This is a genomic window from Streptomyces viridosporus, from assembly GCF_002078235.1.
In the GTDB taxonomy this organism is placed as follows: domain Bacteria; phylum Actinomycetota; class Actinomycetes; order Streptomycetales; family Streptomycetaceae; genus Streptomyces; species Streptomyces viridosporus.
Map to the genome: position 1 here is coordinate 1 of NZ_MSGP01000006.1, position 16,751 is coordinate 16,751.

Here is a 16,751-nt window from a genome sequence, read left to right on the forward strand (position 1 = left end):
GACTGGGGCAGTTGGGGGTGGGGTCGCGGCCAAAATCGGTGGTAGCCCCTACGTCATGCAGCTCAAATCCACTCTTGGGATGAAGTTCAGGCTCTGGAAACTCGATAGGAAGCTGCAGGGCATCAAGCGAGACATCTATGGGTAATGCAGACCGGCACGCAAGACTGGTTGACTCGTTCAAACTGCGAAAGGGGCAGGAGTGAGTATCTGGAAAATCCTCACGTCTATCGTGTTGATCATCGTCGCTTTCTGGCTGTGTATCGATTTGAGTCCTCCATGGAATACAAGCCTTCCCGTACTTTTTGCTGTCGCTCTGGGGATCGCTTTGAGCCCTAAGAGCAAGAGTGTGAGGGATAAGCGAAGGGATGGCAGTTGACGTGAAGTGACCTAGATCCACCACGCCATAGCCGGTCTGTGGACGATGAAATGAGAAGAGGTGTCCGCTGACCTGGGGTGATGGGAGTTCCTACGCCCTCATCAGTCCCACGAAGCAAGGCACCTCTGAAGCGAAAGTCTTCCACAGCCCGGCGTGAAGTCCCCCCGTGGTCGGGACAGCTTGATACTGGGACGTATGGGTCCCGGAGGAAGCAGTCCAGGCAGTGAGCCTTTTCCATCATCGGCCTGAGCTGGCCAAATGCAGGGTCAGGACGGCTTGGACGAGGCTCGTGATGCGGGTGGTCGAGCACCGCAGCTTGCGCAGCAGCCGCCAGGACTTGAGGGTGGCGACGGCCTGCTCGACCAGGGCGCGGATCTTCGCGTGGGACCGGTTCACCGCCTGCTGGCCGGTGGAGAGGTTCTCCCACTGGCCCCAGTACGGGGTGCGGACCGTGCCGCCGGCGCCCCGGTAGGCCTTGTCCGCCCAGCACGGGATGTCGGCCGCGGCGAGGGCGTCGATGATGCCGTGTTCACGGGGCGGCCCGGAGGTCGTGGACGGCTCCGGGCAGGGCCGGTGAGGCCCACAGCAGCCGGCCTGGGCGGGGCACTGGGCTGGTGCTCAGGCCCTGCCCGTTGGCGGCGGAGAGGACTTCGACTTCCACGCCGCGAGCCAGGTCGTCAGTTCATCCTCGGTGTAGCGGACCGTGTGCCCGATGAGCTTGCCTTCGGGCACCGGGATCCCGCGGCTGGGTGAGCGTTTACGCAGGTAGGCGCGGGCTGTCTGCGGCGTCCAGGGCAAGATGCCCCTCTTACATGCTTCCCCCAGGCTGTAGCGGGGTGCGGGGTACTTGCTGGTGTTGCTCGCCGATGCCAGTTGGCGAATCACCTGGGGCGCGGCAGCGCGTGCGGGTGGCGTGACAGTGCACACAGAGGTACGGCCGTTCCATTTCGACCAGCGGTTCCATCCTTGCCAGGCTCTGGTGCAGCCGGGCTTCTGGGACGCCGACGCAACCGGGTCCACCGCCTGCAGGCAGTGGACCCGGTTGCGTCGGGCGCGGCCCTGTCGCTCAGGCGCGGCTGTTGTAGTAGGTGATGTCCCAGTGGTTGCCCTCGCGAGCGTAGACGTTGCCGGCCGGGGACCTGTACAGGGTGGCGCCGTCGCTCCGCTTGCCCGTGTGTTTGAAGCGGCTGGTGATGTACTTGTTGACGCAGCTGTTGAGCGCGATGTCGGCCTTGTAGCCGTTGTAGTGGCTGTAGGTGCCCGAGGCGTGGCCGCGCTCGGTGCCGCCGGTGACACGGACGGCGCACCTGCTGGCCTTCTTGAACGCCACGAGGCCGGCGATCGTTGCCTTGTTGATCTTCGTGAACGAGGTGCAGCGGCTGTTCTCCCGGTTGGAGCAGCCACCGCTGGACGACCAGCTGATGCCGGCCTGCTTCAGCACGGCCGCTGCCTGGGCGTGGGTCTGGTACTTGGCGGGCGCGGCGTCCGCGATGGCCGCGAGCGGACCGCCGAGGACGGCCGCCGCGGCGAGAGCGGAGAGGAAGGCGCGGCTGGGGGCGAGGAACTTCGTCTGCATGGTTGCTGCTCCTGGGTGGAACGGGCGCCGGACGCCGCAGGGTGCTGGCGACGTGGGCGCGGGCGGGAAGGCGGGGGCGCTTCGGACGAGCGGCCCCGGCTGAAGATCTGGTGGTGGTCGAACAGTCCGGCTCGGGCGGCCGGTCGTGGGAGGCCGGCCCGGGCCGGTGGCGTTGGGTCGGCTACCGCGCGGAGGCGAATCCGGCGAACTTCTTGTTGGGCAGGTAGGGGCCGCCGGTGGCGCGCTTGTCGTCCCAGGAGTAGGTCCGGCGGGTGACACTGTCGGTGCCCGCACCGGCGTTGCCCTCGATGGTGGTGACGGACCGGCCCTTCACGGAGACGACCACACCTACGTGACCGAAGGCGCTGTTGGAGGTGTTGGTCCACACCAGGACGTCGCCGGGCTGCGGAAGCGTGTTGACCCGGTAGGGGTGGAACCGGTTGCCCATGTGGGTACGCCACCGCTGAGAGGCCTCGTACTTCGCCGGGACGCCCTGCTTGCCCCACATCGCGGCGGCGAAGTGCCCGCACCAGTCCTGGCCGTTGTAGTTGTTGTAGACGTTGAGGTTGTAGCCGCCGAGGTAGTTGTTGTTGCCCTTCGGCGTGCTCAGCTTGATGGGGCCGTTCTTCGCCGTCCTGTACTTGGTGGGCGTCTTGAGCGCGTGCTCGGCCCTGGCGACGATCTGCTGGCGCGTGAGGGCCAGGGACGACGCGGAGGCGGCGGACTTCTCCCCGGTTGTCGCCGCCGCCGTCGCACTGGCGGGTGCGGCGGGTGCGGCCTGGGCCTGGGACACGGCGAGGCCGCCGGCGAGCAGAGCGCTGAGAGCGAGCGCGACGATACGGGTGTTCCCGGACACGGGCATGGTGGTGGACTTGGTCATGATGTTCGCTCCTTCTGAGATGTTCGTCCCGCGCTGCCGAAGGCGACCGGCAAGGCGTTGGAGGACAGGTGGTCACGCCGTGGTGGCCGGGGGTTCTCGCGGCTTTCGGCGCAACTTGAGTCTCGGCACCGGCGGTGGGCGGGATCCAGCGTTCCGCGGTTTCCTCTTGCGCCAGGGCGGCCGGGAAACCCCCGCTGACTTCGCACGATGCGCATGCGGGTGACGGGCCGTCGGCCCAGGTCACCTGCAGCCCGGCTCGTAGGGAACCTGAGGGAGCTGCTGCCCCCACCGGCTCTCGCCGAGGTCCCCGACGACCCGGCAGACCTGGCGGAGAACCTGCTGCGCGTCGAGGCTCCACCGGCGGATCGTGCCGTCCTCGGAAACGGACACGATCGGCCCGTCCTCCCCCATGAAAGCGACGGAGCGGACGGTGCGGCGGTGACCCTTGAGGGTGTGGAGGAGCCGCCCGTCGTAGGTGTCCCAGACGCGGACGGTGTTGTCCTGACCCGCGGTGGCGAGCCGGGTGCCGTACCGGTTGAAGGCGGCGGTGAAGACGCCGCCGGTATGGCCGGCGAGGACGCGCGGGCGGCTCTCCGGCCCGCGGTCCCAGAGCCTCACCGTGTCGTCCCAGCTGGCTGTGGCCAGCGAGCCCTTGGGTCCCGTGGCCACGTCGAGAACCGGCGCGCCGTGGGTGAGCCTGCGCCGCAGACGGGCGTCGGTGTAGTCCCAGACGTTGGCCGCGCTGTCGAGACCTGCCGTGACGACGGTGTCCTCGCCCAGGAAGGCGACATCCTGCACGCCGTCGGAGTGACCGTTGAGGACGTGGAGTCGGGTCGGCCTCTCCGCTCCGCTGTCGGCCAGGTTCCACAGCCCGGCCGTGTGGTCGTCGCTGCCGGTGGCCAGGATGTGGCGGTGCCCGGGGCGGAAGGCGAGCGACCTGACGGTACGTTTGTGCGCCCGCCACTGCGCGATGGGAAGCCCGGGCGGACGCCGCGGGTCGTCGGTGCGCCAGACGCGGACGCGGCCACTCTCGTCGGCGGCGGCGAACCGGGTTCCGTCGTCGCTGAAGGCGACCGCGTGCACGGACGTGTTTCCGTCGTCCGTTCCCCGCAGGCGGCGTGCCGTGCCCGTGCGCAGGTCGAGGATGCGTGCGGAGCCGTCCTGTCCGGCGAGGCCCAGATGACGGCCGTCCGGGGAGAGCTCCGCGTCCAGCCAGGGCTCACCGCCCTCGAGCAACCCAAGCGTGCCGGTGGGCGTCCACAACCGGACGACCCGGTCGTCACCGCCGGTCGCGAGGGTACGGCCGTCGGGCGAGTACTCGGCTCCCCAGACGAAGCCCTGATGACCCACCAGGGTGGTGAGCAGCCGGTGTGAGGTGAGGTCCCAGACGGCCACGACGTCCTCGTGACCGGAGGCGGCGACATAGAGCCCGTCCGGGGAGACCGTCACGTCGACCACCGAGTCCGTCAGCCCTGCGAGGGTCGCCTCCTTCTTCCTGCCGCCGATGTCCCAGAGGGAGACGTCGCCGTCCCATTCACCGGCCACGAGCCTGCGTCCGTCCGGGGTGAAGGCGAGGGCCCAGATGCTGTCACTCCCGTCGTTGTCCAGTTCCAAAGACGTGTCGCCCACCAGGTCCAACAGCCACAGACGGCCGTTTCTCCCCGCCACCGCGGCGCGCCTGCCGTCGGAGGCGAGGGCCACCGAGTAGAGCGGGTGACCGAGATCGACACGAACCGGCCGGGCGTGGGGACGGGTCAGGTCATGACGCCCGACCGTGCCGTCCTCGGAGACGGAGAGCACCGTTCGCCCGTCCCGGGAAGCGGCCAACCCCGTCACCCGCCGGCCATGCCGGTGGGGAAGCAGCGCCTGCTTTCCGCCCGGACCGGTGAGCATTGTCAGCTCCCCCTGCGCGTTTCCCCAGACGATCCTCCCCGTCCCCTGAGCGACGGCGACGGCCTGAACGGCTTCACCATGATCGATCCGCCTGACCTGCCGGTGCGAGCGGCTGTCCCAGATACGGACCGTGCCGTCCGCCCCTCCCGACAACACATGCCGACCGTCGCCCGTCCACGCGACGGCGCGCACCCGGCGGGTGTGGCCCTCCATGGATCCCTTGTACGGCTTGGCCTGCGTGCTCAGCAGCGCACTCCGGGAGGCGCGGGTCGGGGCAGTCGACCAGGCCGAGGCGGCCAGGAGCATGGTGGCCTCGGAGTTCTCGCCGATGTCGGGCACACCGAGCAGGGCCAGCTTCTCCGCGAGACGTGCCATGCGCTGCCCGTTGATCGCCTCCCGGCTGCTGTGCACGGCCAAGCCAGTACTGACGAGAGCCATCACGAGCAGCACCACGAGCGCCACCAGCAGCTGGTGGAGGCGGCGTGTGCGCCGTTGCTCGCGCTCCCGTTCGCCCTGCTCCTGGGCCTGTGCCGCGAGCAGGAACGCCCGCTCGGTCTCCCCCGCTGCGACCAGAGGATGCCGGGCGGCCTCCTGAGCGGTGACCAGACGGCTGCCCCGCGGAAGCAAGGCGGGATCCTGGCCCTCCGCATGCCACTGCCGGGCGGTCTCCCGCAACTGCTGCCAGGCGCGCAGGGCAGCGGTGTCGGCGTCGATCCAGCGCCGCAGCCGAGGCCAGGCGCGCAGCACGGCCTCGTGGGCGAGAGTGATCCGGTCATGGCCGGCGGTCAGCAGACGGGCGCGGGTGAACTCCTCGACGACGTCCTCCGCCTGCCCGCAGCCTCCGAGGGTGAGCTCCTCCAAAGTGGCGTGACGGCGGGTGGCGCGGCCGTCCCCGTCGACCCGGACCAGACGCAGCACGACGGCACGGGCCACCTCCTTCCGCCCGGCGGACAGGCGCCCGTAGGCCTGCTCCGCGGTGGCAGCCACCGCGCCGAGAATGCCGCCGGTCCGCTCGTAGCCCCCGACGGTCAGACGCTTCCCGTCACGTTCCTGCCAGGTCGCGAGGAGAGCATGCGAGAGCAGTGGCAGCACACCCGGCCCGCCGGGACCCGGCACGCTCTCGCCGGCGCTCTGCTGCACCGCGACGGTGCCGAGGTCCCGCAGAATCACCTCGACGAGTCCGGGCTCGAGCTCCAGCCCCGCGCCCTCGGCCGGCCCTGCCACGGCGGAACGGATCTCGTCGGGAGACATCGGCTGCAGCGGAAGCTGCCCGTCCCGTAGCGCCTCGGCGAGCTCCGGATGGGCCAGACAGGCACCGTAGAAGTCGGCGCGCATGCCCAGGACGACTAGAGCCGCCGGACCGCTCCGCCGTTCCGGGCCGTCGTCATTTCCGGTGCGGTGGTCGTCCGGCGTCGACAGGGCGTGCAGGGCACGGATGAACAGGTCGCGCTCGACGGCGTCCTGACACAAGGTGAAGACCTCTTCGAACTGGTCCACGACCAGCACGAGACGCGCCTCGTCCTCCCACGGGTCCTGACCGAGGAGGCCGTGGACGAACCGGGCGAGACAGCGCGGACTGCTCTCCAGCGCGGACCGCAGCGCCGCCGGGTCGGCCCGGAGCGCGCCGGAGACCTCCGCCAGTAAGTCGTCCACGGGGCGGCCGCCCGGATGCGTGACAAGAACCGGCCAGCGGTGCGAGCCCGGCACGGGGAGCGCTCCCCGGCGCAACGCCGGCACCAGCCCGGCTCTCAGCAGCGAGGACTTCCCGGTGCCGGAGGCGGCCACCACCATCGCCGGACCGCCCCCGTCCAGCCGCGCGGTCACCACCTGGACCAGGGCCGCCGTGGCTCGTTCCCGGCCGAAGAACCAGCACGTGTCGGCAGTGTCGTACGCGGCGAGCCCTCGGTACGGGCACTCGCCTTCACGCACCCGTCGGCGCTGCTCCGGAACCGCCGCAGCCGTCAGTCGATCCAGGAGGCCGCCGGTCTCCAGGACCTTGTCGCAGGCCTGCGCCACGGCGGGAGTGAGGGCCTGGTTCCCGTTCTCGACGCGGGACAGGTAGCCCTTCGTGTAATGGATCCGCTCGGCAAGCCCCGCCAGGGAGAGACCCTTGCGCAGGCGTAGCCGTCTCAGCTCCTGCCCGAGGTCGACGGCCCGCTGCGTCGCATCGTCGTGCAGTCCACCATCTGCTGGAATGTTCACGCCCTGCTCATTGCGTGGGCGCGGCAAAGGTGTCTGCCAGGTGGGAAGTACAGCCGAACGGGCGATGTCCTGTGCCCGCTCATAGTGATGGAAGTGTGGCGGGCCAGGTCATCCATGACGCAGCTTCGTCTATGGCGGGTCGTCAGGCGGAATGCTTGCTGCCGCGAGTCCCGCGCTGCCGACGCCTGGCTACACCGCGGCCGAGAACGCGGCGAGGAAACCGGGCCGCAGTTCGCTGACAGCCCATCAGCGCGAGATGAACCGCGAGCACCTCGATCCACCCTTGCCCGGTCGCTACGTCAAGATCACCGCTACACCACTCGGCGGGGCGCCATCCTCCGGCGCACCGGGGTGACGGTTCGTGAGTGTCCGCCAGCGTGTCGCCGGCTGCCCTTCCTGTGCTGACGTCTGGCTCAGGTGTCTCGGCCCGGACGAACTATGTGCTTGCCTCGTCCGGTCCCTTTGACTCGGCTTCCGGCTGTTCGTCCTGCTCGGCACTGTCCTTGGGCTCGTCACCACCGCTTGGCGGCTGATGCGTGTATCTGGGGATGTCGAGTCGGGGCAAGGCGGCCACCTGGTCAGCGGTGAGGCCGCCCAGCACCTCGACGGCCTCACCGGTGCTGTGCCCGAGGAGGCGGCCGAGCCGGTCTGGACCGCCGTCGGCCGGCGGATCGCCCGCGACGGCGGCTGACGACCCGCGCCGGCTCGATGCTGAACGGGATGTTCTCCGCGGGCCCGAGGAACGCGTCGCGAGCGCCGGGCCCGGGCGTGGTAGATGCGGCGCGCGGGCCGGACTCACCCAGGCCGAGAAGGACCGCGCTGCCGTCCGGCAGCGCGGCCGGCCGGCGCGGCGGGCAGGGCACGGAGCCCGACGTCACACGCCATCGCGCCGAGGGCGAGGACCACGAGCGGCCACACGAGCGGGGACGGGATGATGCCGTGGACCAGGGCCGCGCCGATGCTGCCGGTGCCGAGTACCGCGGTGCAGGCCGGAACGCCGGGCAGGGCGATCCGCAACACCACCTCCCAACGCCGGGCCGGGCTGGCTGAGACGGAGTTGCGGGCGCTCATCATTCGCTCACCGTGATCGCCTCGGCCGCCGCAGCGCGGCCGGTGCTGCGCGCAGCGGATGTGGCCGACCTACCCCTGGCGCAGGAATTCCCGCAGGTCCGCGGCTACAGCCGTCATCCCTTCACCGGCTTCGATCACGGTCGTCACCGTGCACTTCCAGTCACCGGGAAAGAAGCCGGACCGAAGCGTCCAGCACAGATACACATGACCACCCGAGCCGAAGGTCGCCGTCACGACCAGGTGGTTGTTGGCCCAGACCCGCTCCCCCTCCCAACCACGGAAGTCGCGCACGAGGCCGTCGAAGAACTCGCTCATGTCATCCCAGACGGTGACGGTCACGTTCTCGAGTCGTGCACGCACACCATCAGCAACGGCCTCCACCGCGAAGACGGTCTCGTACTCATCCGCACGCGACCAGTCGAACAACCGGACAGAGGCTGCCAGCGCCCCCGGCCCCCGCACGACGAGCTCGACCTGCCCGGGACCCACCTCGATCAGACTCACCCGCCGAAGGATACGGACGTCAACACATTGATGACATCGCGTTTCCGTGGCCCGGGATCGCTGCTGATTCTCATCAACATTCAGAGACCTAACGGCAACCAGCTGTTCCCAGCTCCCACCGACAAGTGCTCTTCGTTCTGACCTATGCAGCCAATGGCCCGCCTGCGCGTTCCCCGACAGCGCGGTCGTCCGCGCACCAGACCGGACGTGGTCCTGGCCGACAAGACATCCCACGCGGATAAGCGTCAAGCTGCCGCTGCGGTATGTCCGGCTGAGGGCTGCGGGAAGGCGACTGCTTCGTCGTAGGTGTGACCGTTTTGGAGGCAGTGGAACAGCATGCCCATGAAGCGATTGAAGAGGTTCCGCTGTGCCGCGACATGGCGGTCGCCAGCTGCTCGTCGGCGGTCGTAGTGGGCTCTGGCGCCGGGCGACCTGGTGAGAGAGACGAAGGCCCAGACGTAGCCGACGGCAGCCAGTCGCTGGTTCTTGACCTTCCGGCTCATGACCTTGCAGCTCTTGCCGCTGGCTCTCGTGACCGGAGCGCTTCCCGCGTATGCCTTCAAGGATCCGGCATCGGCGAACCGGGCCCGGTCGTCGCCGATCTCCGCCAGGATTCGGGCGCCAGTCAGTGCGGCGAGACCTGGAAAGCTGCAGATGATCGGTGCATCCGGATGCTCCTCGAAGGCTTGTGTGACGACTCCTTCGAGCTGGTCGGCCTTGTCGCAGGCGGTGTTCAGCTGTCTGAGCAAAGCGGAGGTCTGTTGTCCGAGGGCTGCTTCGACCTGCGGAAGCTGGTGGAGGTATTCGCGCTTAAAGACCTCGTGGAGCCGTTCGGCGTCCGCCTGGATGCCGCGGACTCGGCCGGCCTGCTTGAGAAGCGACTGCAGGCGGCGCCGTGTCAGCTTCGCAGCCATGGTGGGAGTCGGTGCTGCGGCCAGGATGGCGCGGGCTTCCCTTGAGCACAGCCCGTGCTTGTGCTGGGCGAAGGCCTCGAGGATCGCTGGGTAGAACTCTCTGAGCTGGGAGCGAAGCTTGTTATGGGCCTGGCCGCGGGCCCATACGACATCTTGTTGGGCTCGGGCGAGCACGGCGATGGCCTGGACGAGTTCGGAGTCCGCGGGCAGCGGTCGGTGGGCGGCCATATCCGTTCGCAGGATGTTGGCCAGGGCCGCGGCATCGACGGCGTCCGACTTCTTTCGGGCGACGGAGTGCCGGTCTCGGTAGCGGGCAACTGCCATTGGGTTGATCGCGAAGACCGGCCGCCCGGTTGCCCGCAGGCAGGCGACGAGGAGCCCGCGTGACGTCTCGATCGCCACGGGGATCGGGGCGACATCGCTGTCGCCGTGTTCAGTCAGCAGGGCTGTGAGCTGGGTGAACCCTGCAGCATCGTCGCTGATGCGCATCTTGGCGAGTTGGTTTCCGCCGGCGTCAACGAGTGCAATATCGTGGTGGTCTTCGGCCCAGTCAATGCCACAGAACACTGGCGCTGGTAACTCGACAATCGCCATCTGTCCCCTCCTTCGTCGCGACTCTTTTCGCAGGCCAGAGCCTGTGCAGGGTGCGCGTGCTCCCTAATGGAAGTGCTCAAGGCACGTCATCCCACCAGCCGTTCGCAACCCCAGCGAGTCATGCGGCCCTCGGTCCGCGCCAGAGCTCAAAGCTCAGGCAGAGCTGAGAGGTGATCCGCACAACCGGCTCGGACAACGGACAGCAAAGCGCCCAGCCGCTATAGACGGACTCGTCCGCACCAACCGGACCGTCTCGATGCCTATGCAGACTGATATGCACCAGATTTTGAACGCCGTGCCCAGGCCGCTGGGCGCGAGCCGGCCTCGTCTTGTCAACAGGGCTCTCAGGCCCGGGCATACTCAAAGGCTCGGCTCGCGCCCCTGAAGGTCAGATTCCACCGGCCCTCATGTCCCATTAGGCCTACTCCTCCCGCGAGATTCGCGACCACCTGCGCAGACGCGGCATCCGGGCGGTGATCCCGGAACGGGCCGACCAGCAGGCCAACCGGAAGCGGCGCGGACAGGCCGGCGGCAGACCGCCGGCCTTCGACCGGGAGGCGTACAAGCAGCGCAACACCGTCGAGCGGTGCATCAACCGCCTCAGGCAGTGGCGCGGCATCGCCACCCGCTACGAGGAGACCGCGACCCTCTACCTGGCCGGACTGCACATCGCCGGCATCTTCCTCTGGTCCGCCCGATGATCCCCAGGAAATCGATCAGCCCCAGGTGAGCGGGTCGAGATGGAGGTAAAAGCCGAGGCGGTCGTGGTCGAGGGCGATGCCGTACCTCTCGGCGAAGGCCATGTCCGCAGCCCGAGCCTGCTCCTCGTCCGGCCATGTCTCTCGCGCGTTGGCGAGCAGCAGTGCCAGGTCGGCGTAGCGGTCGGCCAGTCCGAGGCGGCCCAGGTCGATGAAGCCTGACACGTCCAGGGGCTGCGGATCGAGGATGATGTTGGGCAGGCACGGGTCCCCGTGGCAGACGACCGTGTCGGCGGCTTCCTGCTCCCGCCGCCGTGGGACCTGCCGGGTGAGGCGGTCCAGCACGGCCGTCTTCAGGCCGGCCAGATCGTCCTCGCCCATGGCGCAGCCGGAGCAGTCGGGACGATGGTGACCCAGCTCGCACGTGAGGCCGGCGCTTACGTCATCGGCACTGGACGCGCCGCCGACCGTGAGAAGGCGCTCGACTTCGGCGCGCATGAGTTCGTCGACCTCGAGAACGACGCGCTGAAAGACGTCAGGGGCGTCCATCTGGTCTTCGATGTCATCGGCGGCGACGTCCAGAGGAACTCTGCGGCTCTGACCAAGACCGGCGGGACGCTGGTGTCGGTCGTGGGCCCGGTCGAGGCCCGCCCCGCTGATGGCCTGGTGATCGATTTCGTTGTCGAGGCCGATCGCACCCAGCTGGGTGAGATCGTGCAGCGAGTCCGGGACGGGCGGCTGCGTACGAACATCGGAACCACCGCGTCCCTCGACAACGCGGTTGCAACCCTCAACTCAACCGAGCGACGCGAGGGGAAGACAGCCATTCGTGTACGCCTGTAGGGAGTGATGGCCACACCCTGAGCAGCTCCGGAGGCGCTTGTACGCCCATGAGATCCGAGATCAGCGCGCCCCAGTCGCCGCCCTGAGCAACGAACCGCCGCTATCCGAGGCGCTTCATCAGCTCGGTCCAGGCACGTGCGATGCGCTCGGGACCCCAGCCGGTCGTGGTCGGCCTGGGAACCGCGCGATCCGACCGTGTCGGCTACGTGGTCGTGCGCTCCTGCTCGACCTGGGCACGGAACGCGGCCTCCTCCTTGCCCACCGCCGCGGCTCCGTCGAGTACGGCGTCGATGTCGGGCTCGGGGATCACCACCGCGCCGGAGTCGTCGGCGAAGACGTACTGCCCCGGGTGCACGCCCACCCCCGCGACCACGACCGGCACGTTCGCCTGGTACGGCGTGATCACATCGCCGCCCCATCGCACGACCTCCGCGGAACAGTAGGCCGCGAAGGGGTGGGACTGCAGCTGGGCGAAGTCATGCAGCCGTGCGTCGGTGAGCACACCGGCCAGGCCGTAGCGCGTCAGGAGGGAAAGCTTGGTGCCGCCGCCGATGGAGACGTCGCGGTGGCCGTTGCTGGCCAGCACCAGCACCTTCCCCCGGCCACCGTCGGGTTCGACGCCCACCGCCTGCCGGAGCAGAGCGCCGAACGTGTGCGTCTCGGGGTCCATCATCACCGAACAGGAGGGGAAGAAGGAGATCGTGACCGCCGGGCCGAACAGGACCCGGCCCGGTGTCGGAGTGACGAGGTGGTGAATGTGCGCGGTGCCGATGGATTCGTCCCAGGGCGTCGACGATGTCCGCGCACGCCAGCGACCGGGTCGCCCGAGCGCGCCGCTTGGCCGCCGCCTCTCGCTCGTCGCCCGGCGAGGCGGGGGTCACGGCAGCTCCAGCATCCGGATCGACATCAGGGTGAGCTGGAGCCGGCGTGGCCGGTCGACGAGTAGCACCTCGCACGCCGAGCACGCCGGACAGCGCACCACCATGCCGGGGCAGCGCAGATAGACCCTGGTCTCGGCGACACGGTGCCGATCCCCGCACTCGGCGCACTGCAGGACAATCGTGGTCGCGTCCCGGCCCAGGGCCAGTGACATCGCCCCGGCGACGGCGTTGCCGTCCACATAGCCGTCCTCCGGGGGCACCGAGAGGAGGTCTTCCTCTGCGTTCACTGCGGGCCTCCTATCCGAACCTCTCGGTCCTCAACGAGTCAGCGTCCAATCCGGCGCCGATCAGTCCGCGGGCGGCTTCCTCGACGAAGGCGGTCGGGCCGCATACGTAAGCCCGCAGCCGCGGTTCGCGAACACCACCGGGACGAAGCAGCGCGCTCAGCTGCTCGGCTCTCAGCCGGCCGTGCTCGAACCCCGCCGCCCGTTCCCGGGTCAGACGGATGGTGCTCTCCGGCCCGTCGGGACCGCGCAGCTCGTCGGCGAAGATGACCCGGTCCGCGGTGCGCGCGGAGTACACCAGTCGCACCGGTGTGCCGTGAGCGCGGGCGGCCCGCCAGATGGCGCGCATCGGCGCGATGCCGGAACCGCCGGCGACCAGGAGCAGCGGTACGTCGTCGCCGGGCCGCCATACGAAGTAGCCCCCCACCGGTCCCATGATCTCCAGGGCGTCACCGTCGGTGGCGACGTCGACCAGGTACGGAGACACCTCGCCGTCGTCTGCGCGTTCCACGGTGATCTGCGGGGCCTCCCCGGGCGCGGAGGACAGCGAGAAGCTGCGGGTGGCCTGGTACCCGTCCTCGGCGGTGAGCCGGACGTCGATGTGCTGGCCGGCGACATGCCCCGGCCAGCCGGCGACGGCGAGCCGGATGGTGCGCGCCGAGGCGCTCTCACGCGCCGTACCGGCGACGGTGGCGGCTCGCCAGCCGTGAACGGGTCGCACGCGCGGTGGCATGGCTGAACGGTCAGTCACCGTAGTAGCGCTGTTCGAGGAACGGATCACCGCGGTGGTGGTAGCCGGCGTTCTCCCAGAACCCCAGCTCGTCCTCGGGCATCACCCGGATCCCGCGCAACCACTTGGCGGACTTCCACAGATACAGGTGCGGCACCAGCAGCCGGACCGGTCCGCCGTGTTCGGCGGGGATCGGACCGCCCTCGTAGCCCACCGCGACCATCGCGTCGCGGTCCACCAGGTCCTCCACTGGGACGTTCGTGGTGTAGCCGCCGTACGAGGACACCAGCGCGTAGGGCTCGTCGGCCACCCCGGCGTCCTCCAGCACGGCCGCCACCGGAACGCCCTGCCAGGTCGTCCCCAGCTTGGACCAGTGCGTGACGCAGTGAATGTCGGTCGTCAGGTCCACCACGCCCAGATCGTGCAGCGACGCCCACGCGTAGGTCTTCTCCGTGATCCCGTCCGTGACCACCAGCTCCCACGCGCGGGCCGGTACGTGCTGGGTCGGGCCCGCCGTGAGGACCGGGAAGTCACTGGTGACGAACTGCCCCGGTGGGACCGGGCCTTCCGTGCGTCGAGGACGTCCCGTGAATCCGCGCGTGACCATCTGTCGCTCACCACCCATCGTATCGACAGCGTAACCAAACGTGAGCGCTCTCGCCTGCGCCGCGATGAATGGCCCAGATGCCTCCCCCGCCATCCCGCTGCAGCCGCAGCCGGGGGACAGCGACCGGTCCGCGCGGGACGGGATGCGTGCAGGCTCTTCGCGCGTGCAAGGTGGATACGTCGGCGGATGGGACCGCTTCGTCAGTAGTGGCATCACCATCGTCTGCGAACAGAGACTGCCATGCGGAGAATGCGAATCGCCGTTGCCGGCGCGACCGGGAGCATCGGGTCCCTCACAGTGACCGCTCTGGAACGGGCCGGACACGACGTCGTGCGCATCAGCCGCTCGCTCGGCGTAGACCTGCGTACCGGTGACGGCTTGGACGCCGCCCTGACCGGTGTGGAGGCCGTCATCGACGCCACGAGCCACGAGGCGGCCGACCGGGACGAGACCGTGGCGTTCTTCGGCACCACCACGCGGAACCTGCTCACCGCCGAGGAGCAGGCCGGAGTCTGTCACCACGTGCTGCTCTCGATCGTCGGGGTGGATCGAGCAACGACACTGAGCCGAACGGGTGACGGGCCAGGGCCAGGGCGTTCGACAACCCAAGATCATACGAATGGGAAGCCGCCTCACGAGCGGATCTGACCACCCATCCCCACCCCTGCACGGGCTGCCCCGCGAGGTTCTTCCCGTCCACTCCCGGCCGGTGTGACCAGATAGAGGCACCGCCTCACCTACCCCGGGGAGCCGACGTGAAAGGGAGCGCGACCGTGAACAGGACACGACGCCCCCGGCCGGATGCCGCCCGCCGGGTCCTGCTGTGGCTGCTGGTGACTTTCGCCGTCGTGCTGGCCGCCCGGAGCCAGCAGTGGACCAGCGCCCTCACCACAGCGACCGCCCTCTACGCCGTCGTCGGCCCGGACCGCGGGAGGCGTCTGCGACCCGCACCCCGCCCTCCGCCACGGAACTCGCCCTGGTCGCCGAGGTCGACCGGTTGGGACTGACCGCCACCCCCCACCAGCTCGAACGCTGGCGCGCCAAGCGCTGGCTGGCCCCCACCGACCAGTGGACCGACCCCGCAACCAGCACGCTGCGCCCCGACATCATCCACCGGGCCACATGGCTCGCCGCCCTCTCCAGATCAGGCCACGGCATCAGCTGGACCGGCTGGACGTTCTGGGTAACCGACGACACCGAACAGACCGCCGCACTGCTGCGCCAGGTCCTGATCCGGACCATCCAACTGCCCCTGCGCCAAGCGGCCATCACCCTCGCCCAGATCCCGCACGGCGACAGCGACACCGCCTTCGAAACCCGCCAGAACCTCGCCGAGCGGCTACTGCGGGGGCGGCGCGCCATCGGACGGGACCTGGACGGCCTCCTGCGCACCCACGCCGGCACCGCAGGCATCACCCTGCCCGAACCCCGCACGGTGTCCAACCCCTTCCACACCGCCCTGATCCGCATCGGCGCCCGGCTGCTGACCGGCGGCACGGCCGACGTCAGCCCCGAAGAACTCACCGATGCCTGGCGCAGCGTCTGGACCGGCCCGCCCGAGCAACTCGACCGGATCACCGCTGCCCACCTCGCCGCCGACCAAGCCGGAACCGACCTGCGCACCCTCTCTCCCTGGCTCACGGACTACCCGGGCTCGTCCGCACCCTTCAACACGCAGACGCGCACCTGCTGTGCGAGACGGTCCGCGCCTGCACCAAGGCATCTTCCACGCTGATGAAACTGCTCCTGTAACGCGCCGACGCCGGGATGCTAGCCGTGCTGATGAATGACGTGATGTGGGACCAATGGGTTCGCGCCGGAGGCATCGCCCCGTCAACCGGCTGGGAGAGGCCGCGATCACCCTGAGCACCGTGCAGTACCTCCTCGTCCCCGACTGGGCCGAAGACCTCCACCGCTACTAGGACCGCATGGACCGTCTGCTGGCCGCACCCACCGCGCCGCCACCGGACGGCCGCCCGATGTGACGCCTTTCGCCTTCGCCGACCCGCTCACACCACCGACCCAAACCGGAACCGGACCGAGCGGACGCCCCGAGGAGCTGCGCCTACGCGGTGGCTGCCCCCCTGCACGCACAACCAGTGCGTCAGCGCGTCTGGCCATCCTGGCGCGCCGTGGCCGACGAGGCACAGGAACTGCGGGGCGGCATGCCGAAAGCGGCCAAGTACCCCAAGCGTCATGCCCATTGAAAACCTCACCCCTGCCACCCCCGCAGACCAGCAGACCGGCCACCAAAAGCGGGGGGAGGAGCCGCGTGAAGAGCTCCGCTCGCCGCCCAGGGCACCGCCGTATCCGCGTGATGCGAACCTGCAGGTCTTGGTGGCCGCGCCCGCCCGATGCCCGCGTTGCCAGGCGGACGCGCGCCGGGTCGCCGCCCGCCTGACCTACCTGCCCCGCGTAACACCCCTGCCGTCCATGGCCCGGCCGGTCTTGATCGTGCCTCCTGGAGCCGCGGACTGGGCGCTCGGCGTCGACGCGAACGTCCTCTACCTCTGCATCCATTCCTACCCCGGTCCCCAGCCCGAGGGCTTCCTCGACACCGACCTGGCAGCCCTGAGTAGCCCGCTCACCGCCAACGCCCTCATCCTGGATACCTGCTGGGGCGCCGCCCCGCCGTACGCCGAACCCTCGCCGCCCTGCGCCCCGCCCACCTGCCCCCGCTGGCGCTGCTCGCCTCGCC

The 16,751-nt window shown here is 69.4% G+C and carries 15 protein-coding genes and 3 pseudogenes; 6 read left to right on the forward strand and 12 right to left on the reverse strand.

What is annotated here, in order from left to right:
• Positions 1-613: 613 nt before the first annotated feature.
• The 4 genes and pseudogenes from B7L92_RS00605 to B7L92_RS00625 all read right to left on the reverse strand — a co-directional run.
• A pseudogene (locus B7L92_RS00605) lies at positions 614-974 on the reverse strand (transposase family protein); the annotation flags it as partial.
• A gap of 468 nt (positions 975-1,442) precedes the next feature.
• Positions 1,443-1,952 carry a hypothetical protein gene (locus tag B7L92_RS00615; protein ID WP_081235542.1) on the reverse strand — a complete coding sequence of 170 codons (510 nt, stop codon included), beginning with the start codon at positions 1,950-1,952 and terminating at the stop codon, positions 1,443-1,445.
• Positions 1,953-2,133: 181 nt separating this feature from the next.
• On the reverse strand, positions 2,134-2,832 hold the full coding sequence (locus B7L92_RS00620) for a CHAP domain-containing protein (RefSeq protein WP_081235543.1): 699 nt from the start codon (positions 2,830-2,832) through the stop codon (positions 2,134-2,136).
• Positions 2,833-3,072: 240 nt separating this feature from the next.
• Positions 3,073-6,927, reverse strand: a complete 3,855-nt coding sequence (locus B7L92_RS00625) for an nSTAND1 domain-containing NTPase (RefSeq protein WP_143626210.1) — start codon at positions 6,925-6,927, stop codon at positions 3,073-3,075.
• A gap of 532 nt (positions 6,928-7,459) precedes the next feature.
• Here B7L92_RS00625 and B7L92_RS40485 point away from each other — a divergent pair.
• Positions 7,460-7,618, forward strand: coding sequence for a hypothetical protein (locus B7L92_RS40485; RefSeq protein ID WP_159460986.1), 159 nt, complete (start codon positions 7,460-7,462; stop codon positions 7,616-7,618).
• Positions 7,619-7,722: 104 nt separating this feature from the next.
• Here the strand turns inward: B7L92_RS40485 and B7L92_RS00630 are convergent, their stop codons facing one another.
• The 3 genes from B7L92_RS00630 to B7L92_RS00640 all read right to left on the reverse strand — a co-directional run bounded on the left by B7L92_RS00630 (position 7,723) and on the right by B7L92_RS00640 (position 10,010).
• Positions 7,723-8,001 (reverse strand): hypothetical protein, encoded by a 279-nt coding sequence (locus B7L92_RS00630; RefSeq protein WP_081235545.1) that lies wholly within the window; start codon positions 7,999-8,001, stop codon positions 7,723-7,725.
• A gap of 66 nt (positions 8,002-8,067) precedes the next feature.
• The gene (locus tag B7L92_RS00635; RefSeq protein WP_081235546.1) at positions 8,068-8,502 is read right to left on the reverse strand and encodes a DUF6228 family protein; all 435 of its coding nucleotides are present in this window, start codon (positions 8,500-8,502) and stop codon (positions 8,068-8,070) included.
• A 245-nt stretch (positions 8,503-8,747) separates the two neighbouring features.
• On the reverse strand, positions 8,748-10,010 hold the full coding sequence (locus tag B7L92_RS00640) for an IS110 family RNA-guided transposase (protein WP_081235547.1): 1,263 nt from the start codon (positions 10,008-10,010) through the stop codon (positions 8,748-8,750).
• Between the two features lie 419 nt (positions 10,011-10,429).
• Here B7L92_RS00640 and B7L92_RS00645 point away from each other — a divergent pair.
• Positions 10,430-10,711: pseudogene (locus B7L92_RS00645) on the forward strand (transposase); the annotation flags it as partial.
• Positions 10,712-10,726: 15 nt separating this feature from the next.
• Here the strand turns inward: B7L92_RS00645 and B7L92_RS00650 are convergent.
• Positions 10,727-11,053, reverse strand: a pseudogene (locus tag B7L92_RS00650) (phosphotransferase); the annotation flags it as partial.
• 60 nt (positions 11,054-11,113) lie between these two features.
• Here B7L92_RS00650 and B7L92_RS00655 point away from each other — a divergent pair.
• Complete coding sequence (locus tag B7L92_RS00655; RefSeq protein WP_255310692.1) at positions 11,114-11,551, forward strand: zinc-binding dehydrogenase; 438 nt, start codon at positions 11,114-11,116, stop codon at positions 11,549-11,551.
• Between the two features lie 202 nt (positions 11,552-11,753).
• Here the strand turns inward: B7L92_RS00655 and B7L92_RS00660 are convergent, their stop codons facing one another.
• From B7L92_RS00660 to B7L92_RS00675, 4 genes are all read right to left on the reverse strand, one after another.
• Positions 11,754-12,323, reverse strand: coding sequence for an RraA family protein (locus B7L92_RS00660; protein ID WP_368656225.1), 570 nt, complete (start codon positions 12,321-12,323; stop codon positions 11,754-11,756).
• A gap of 105 nt (positions 12,324-12,428) precedes the next feature.
• Complete coding sequence (locus B7L92_RS00665) at positions 12,429-12,719, reverse strand: DUF6510 family protein (protein ID WP_081235550.1); 291 nt, start codon at positions 12,717-12,719, stop codon at positions 12,429-12,431.
• A 10-nt stretch (positions 12,720-12,729) separates the two neighbouring features.
• On the reverse strand, positions 12,730-13,437 hold the full coding sequence (locus tag B7L92_RS00670) for an FAD-binding oxidoreductase (protein ID WP_255310693.1): 708 nt from the start codon (positions 13,435-13,437) through the stop codon (positions 12,730-12,732).
• A 22-nt stretch (positions 13,438-13,459) separates the two neighbouring features.
• Positions 13,460-14,053: a molybdopterin-dependent oxidoreductase gene (locus B7L92_RS00675; RefSeq protein ID WP_081235552.1), complete on the reverse strand. Its 594-nt coding sequence runs from the start codon at positions 14,051-14,053 to the stop codon at positions 13,460-13,462.
• Between the two features lie 249 nt (positions 14,054-14,302).
• Between B7L92_RS00675 and B7L92_RS00680 the strand changes: the two genes are divergently transcribed.
• The 3 genes from B7L92_RS00680 to B7L92_RS40135 all read left to right on the forward strand — a co-directional run.
• Positions 14,303-14,701 carry an SDR family oxidoreductase gene (locus B7L92_RS00680; protein WP_218030418.1) on the forward strand — a complete coding sequence of 133 codons (399 nt, stop codon included), beginning with the start codon at positions 14,303-14,305 and terminating at the stop codon, positions 14,699-14,701.
• A gap of 223 nt (positions 14,702-14,924) precedes the next feature.
• Complete coding sequence (locus B7L92_RS00685) at positions 14,925-15,788, forward strand: hypothetical protein (protein ID WP_170102160.1); 864 nt, start codon at positions 14,925-14,927, stop codon at positions 15,786-15,788.
• 698 nt (positions 15,789-16,486) lie between these two features.
• On the forward strand, positions 16,487-16,751 hold a 265-nt coding region (locus B7L92_RS40135; protein ID WP_143626211.1), incomplete at its 3' end, for a hypothetical protein.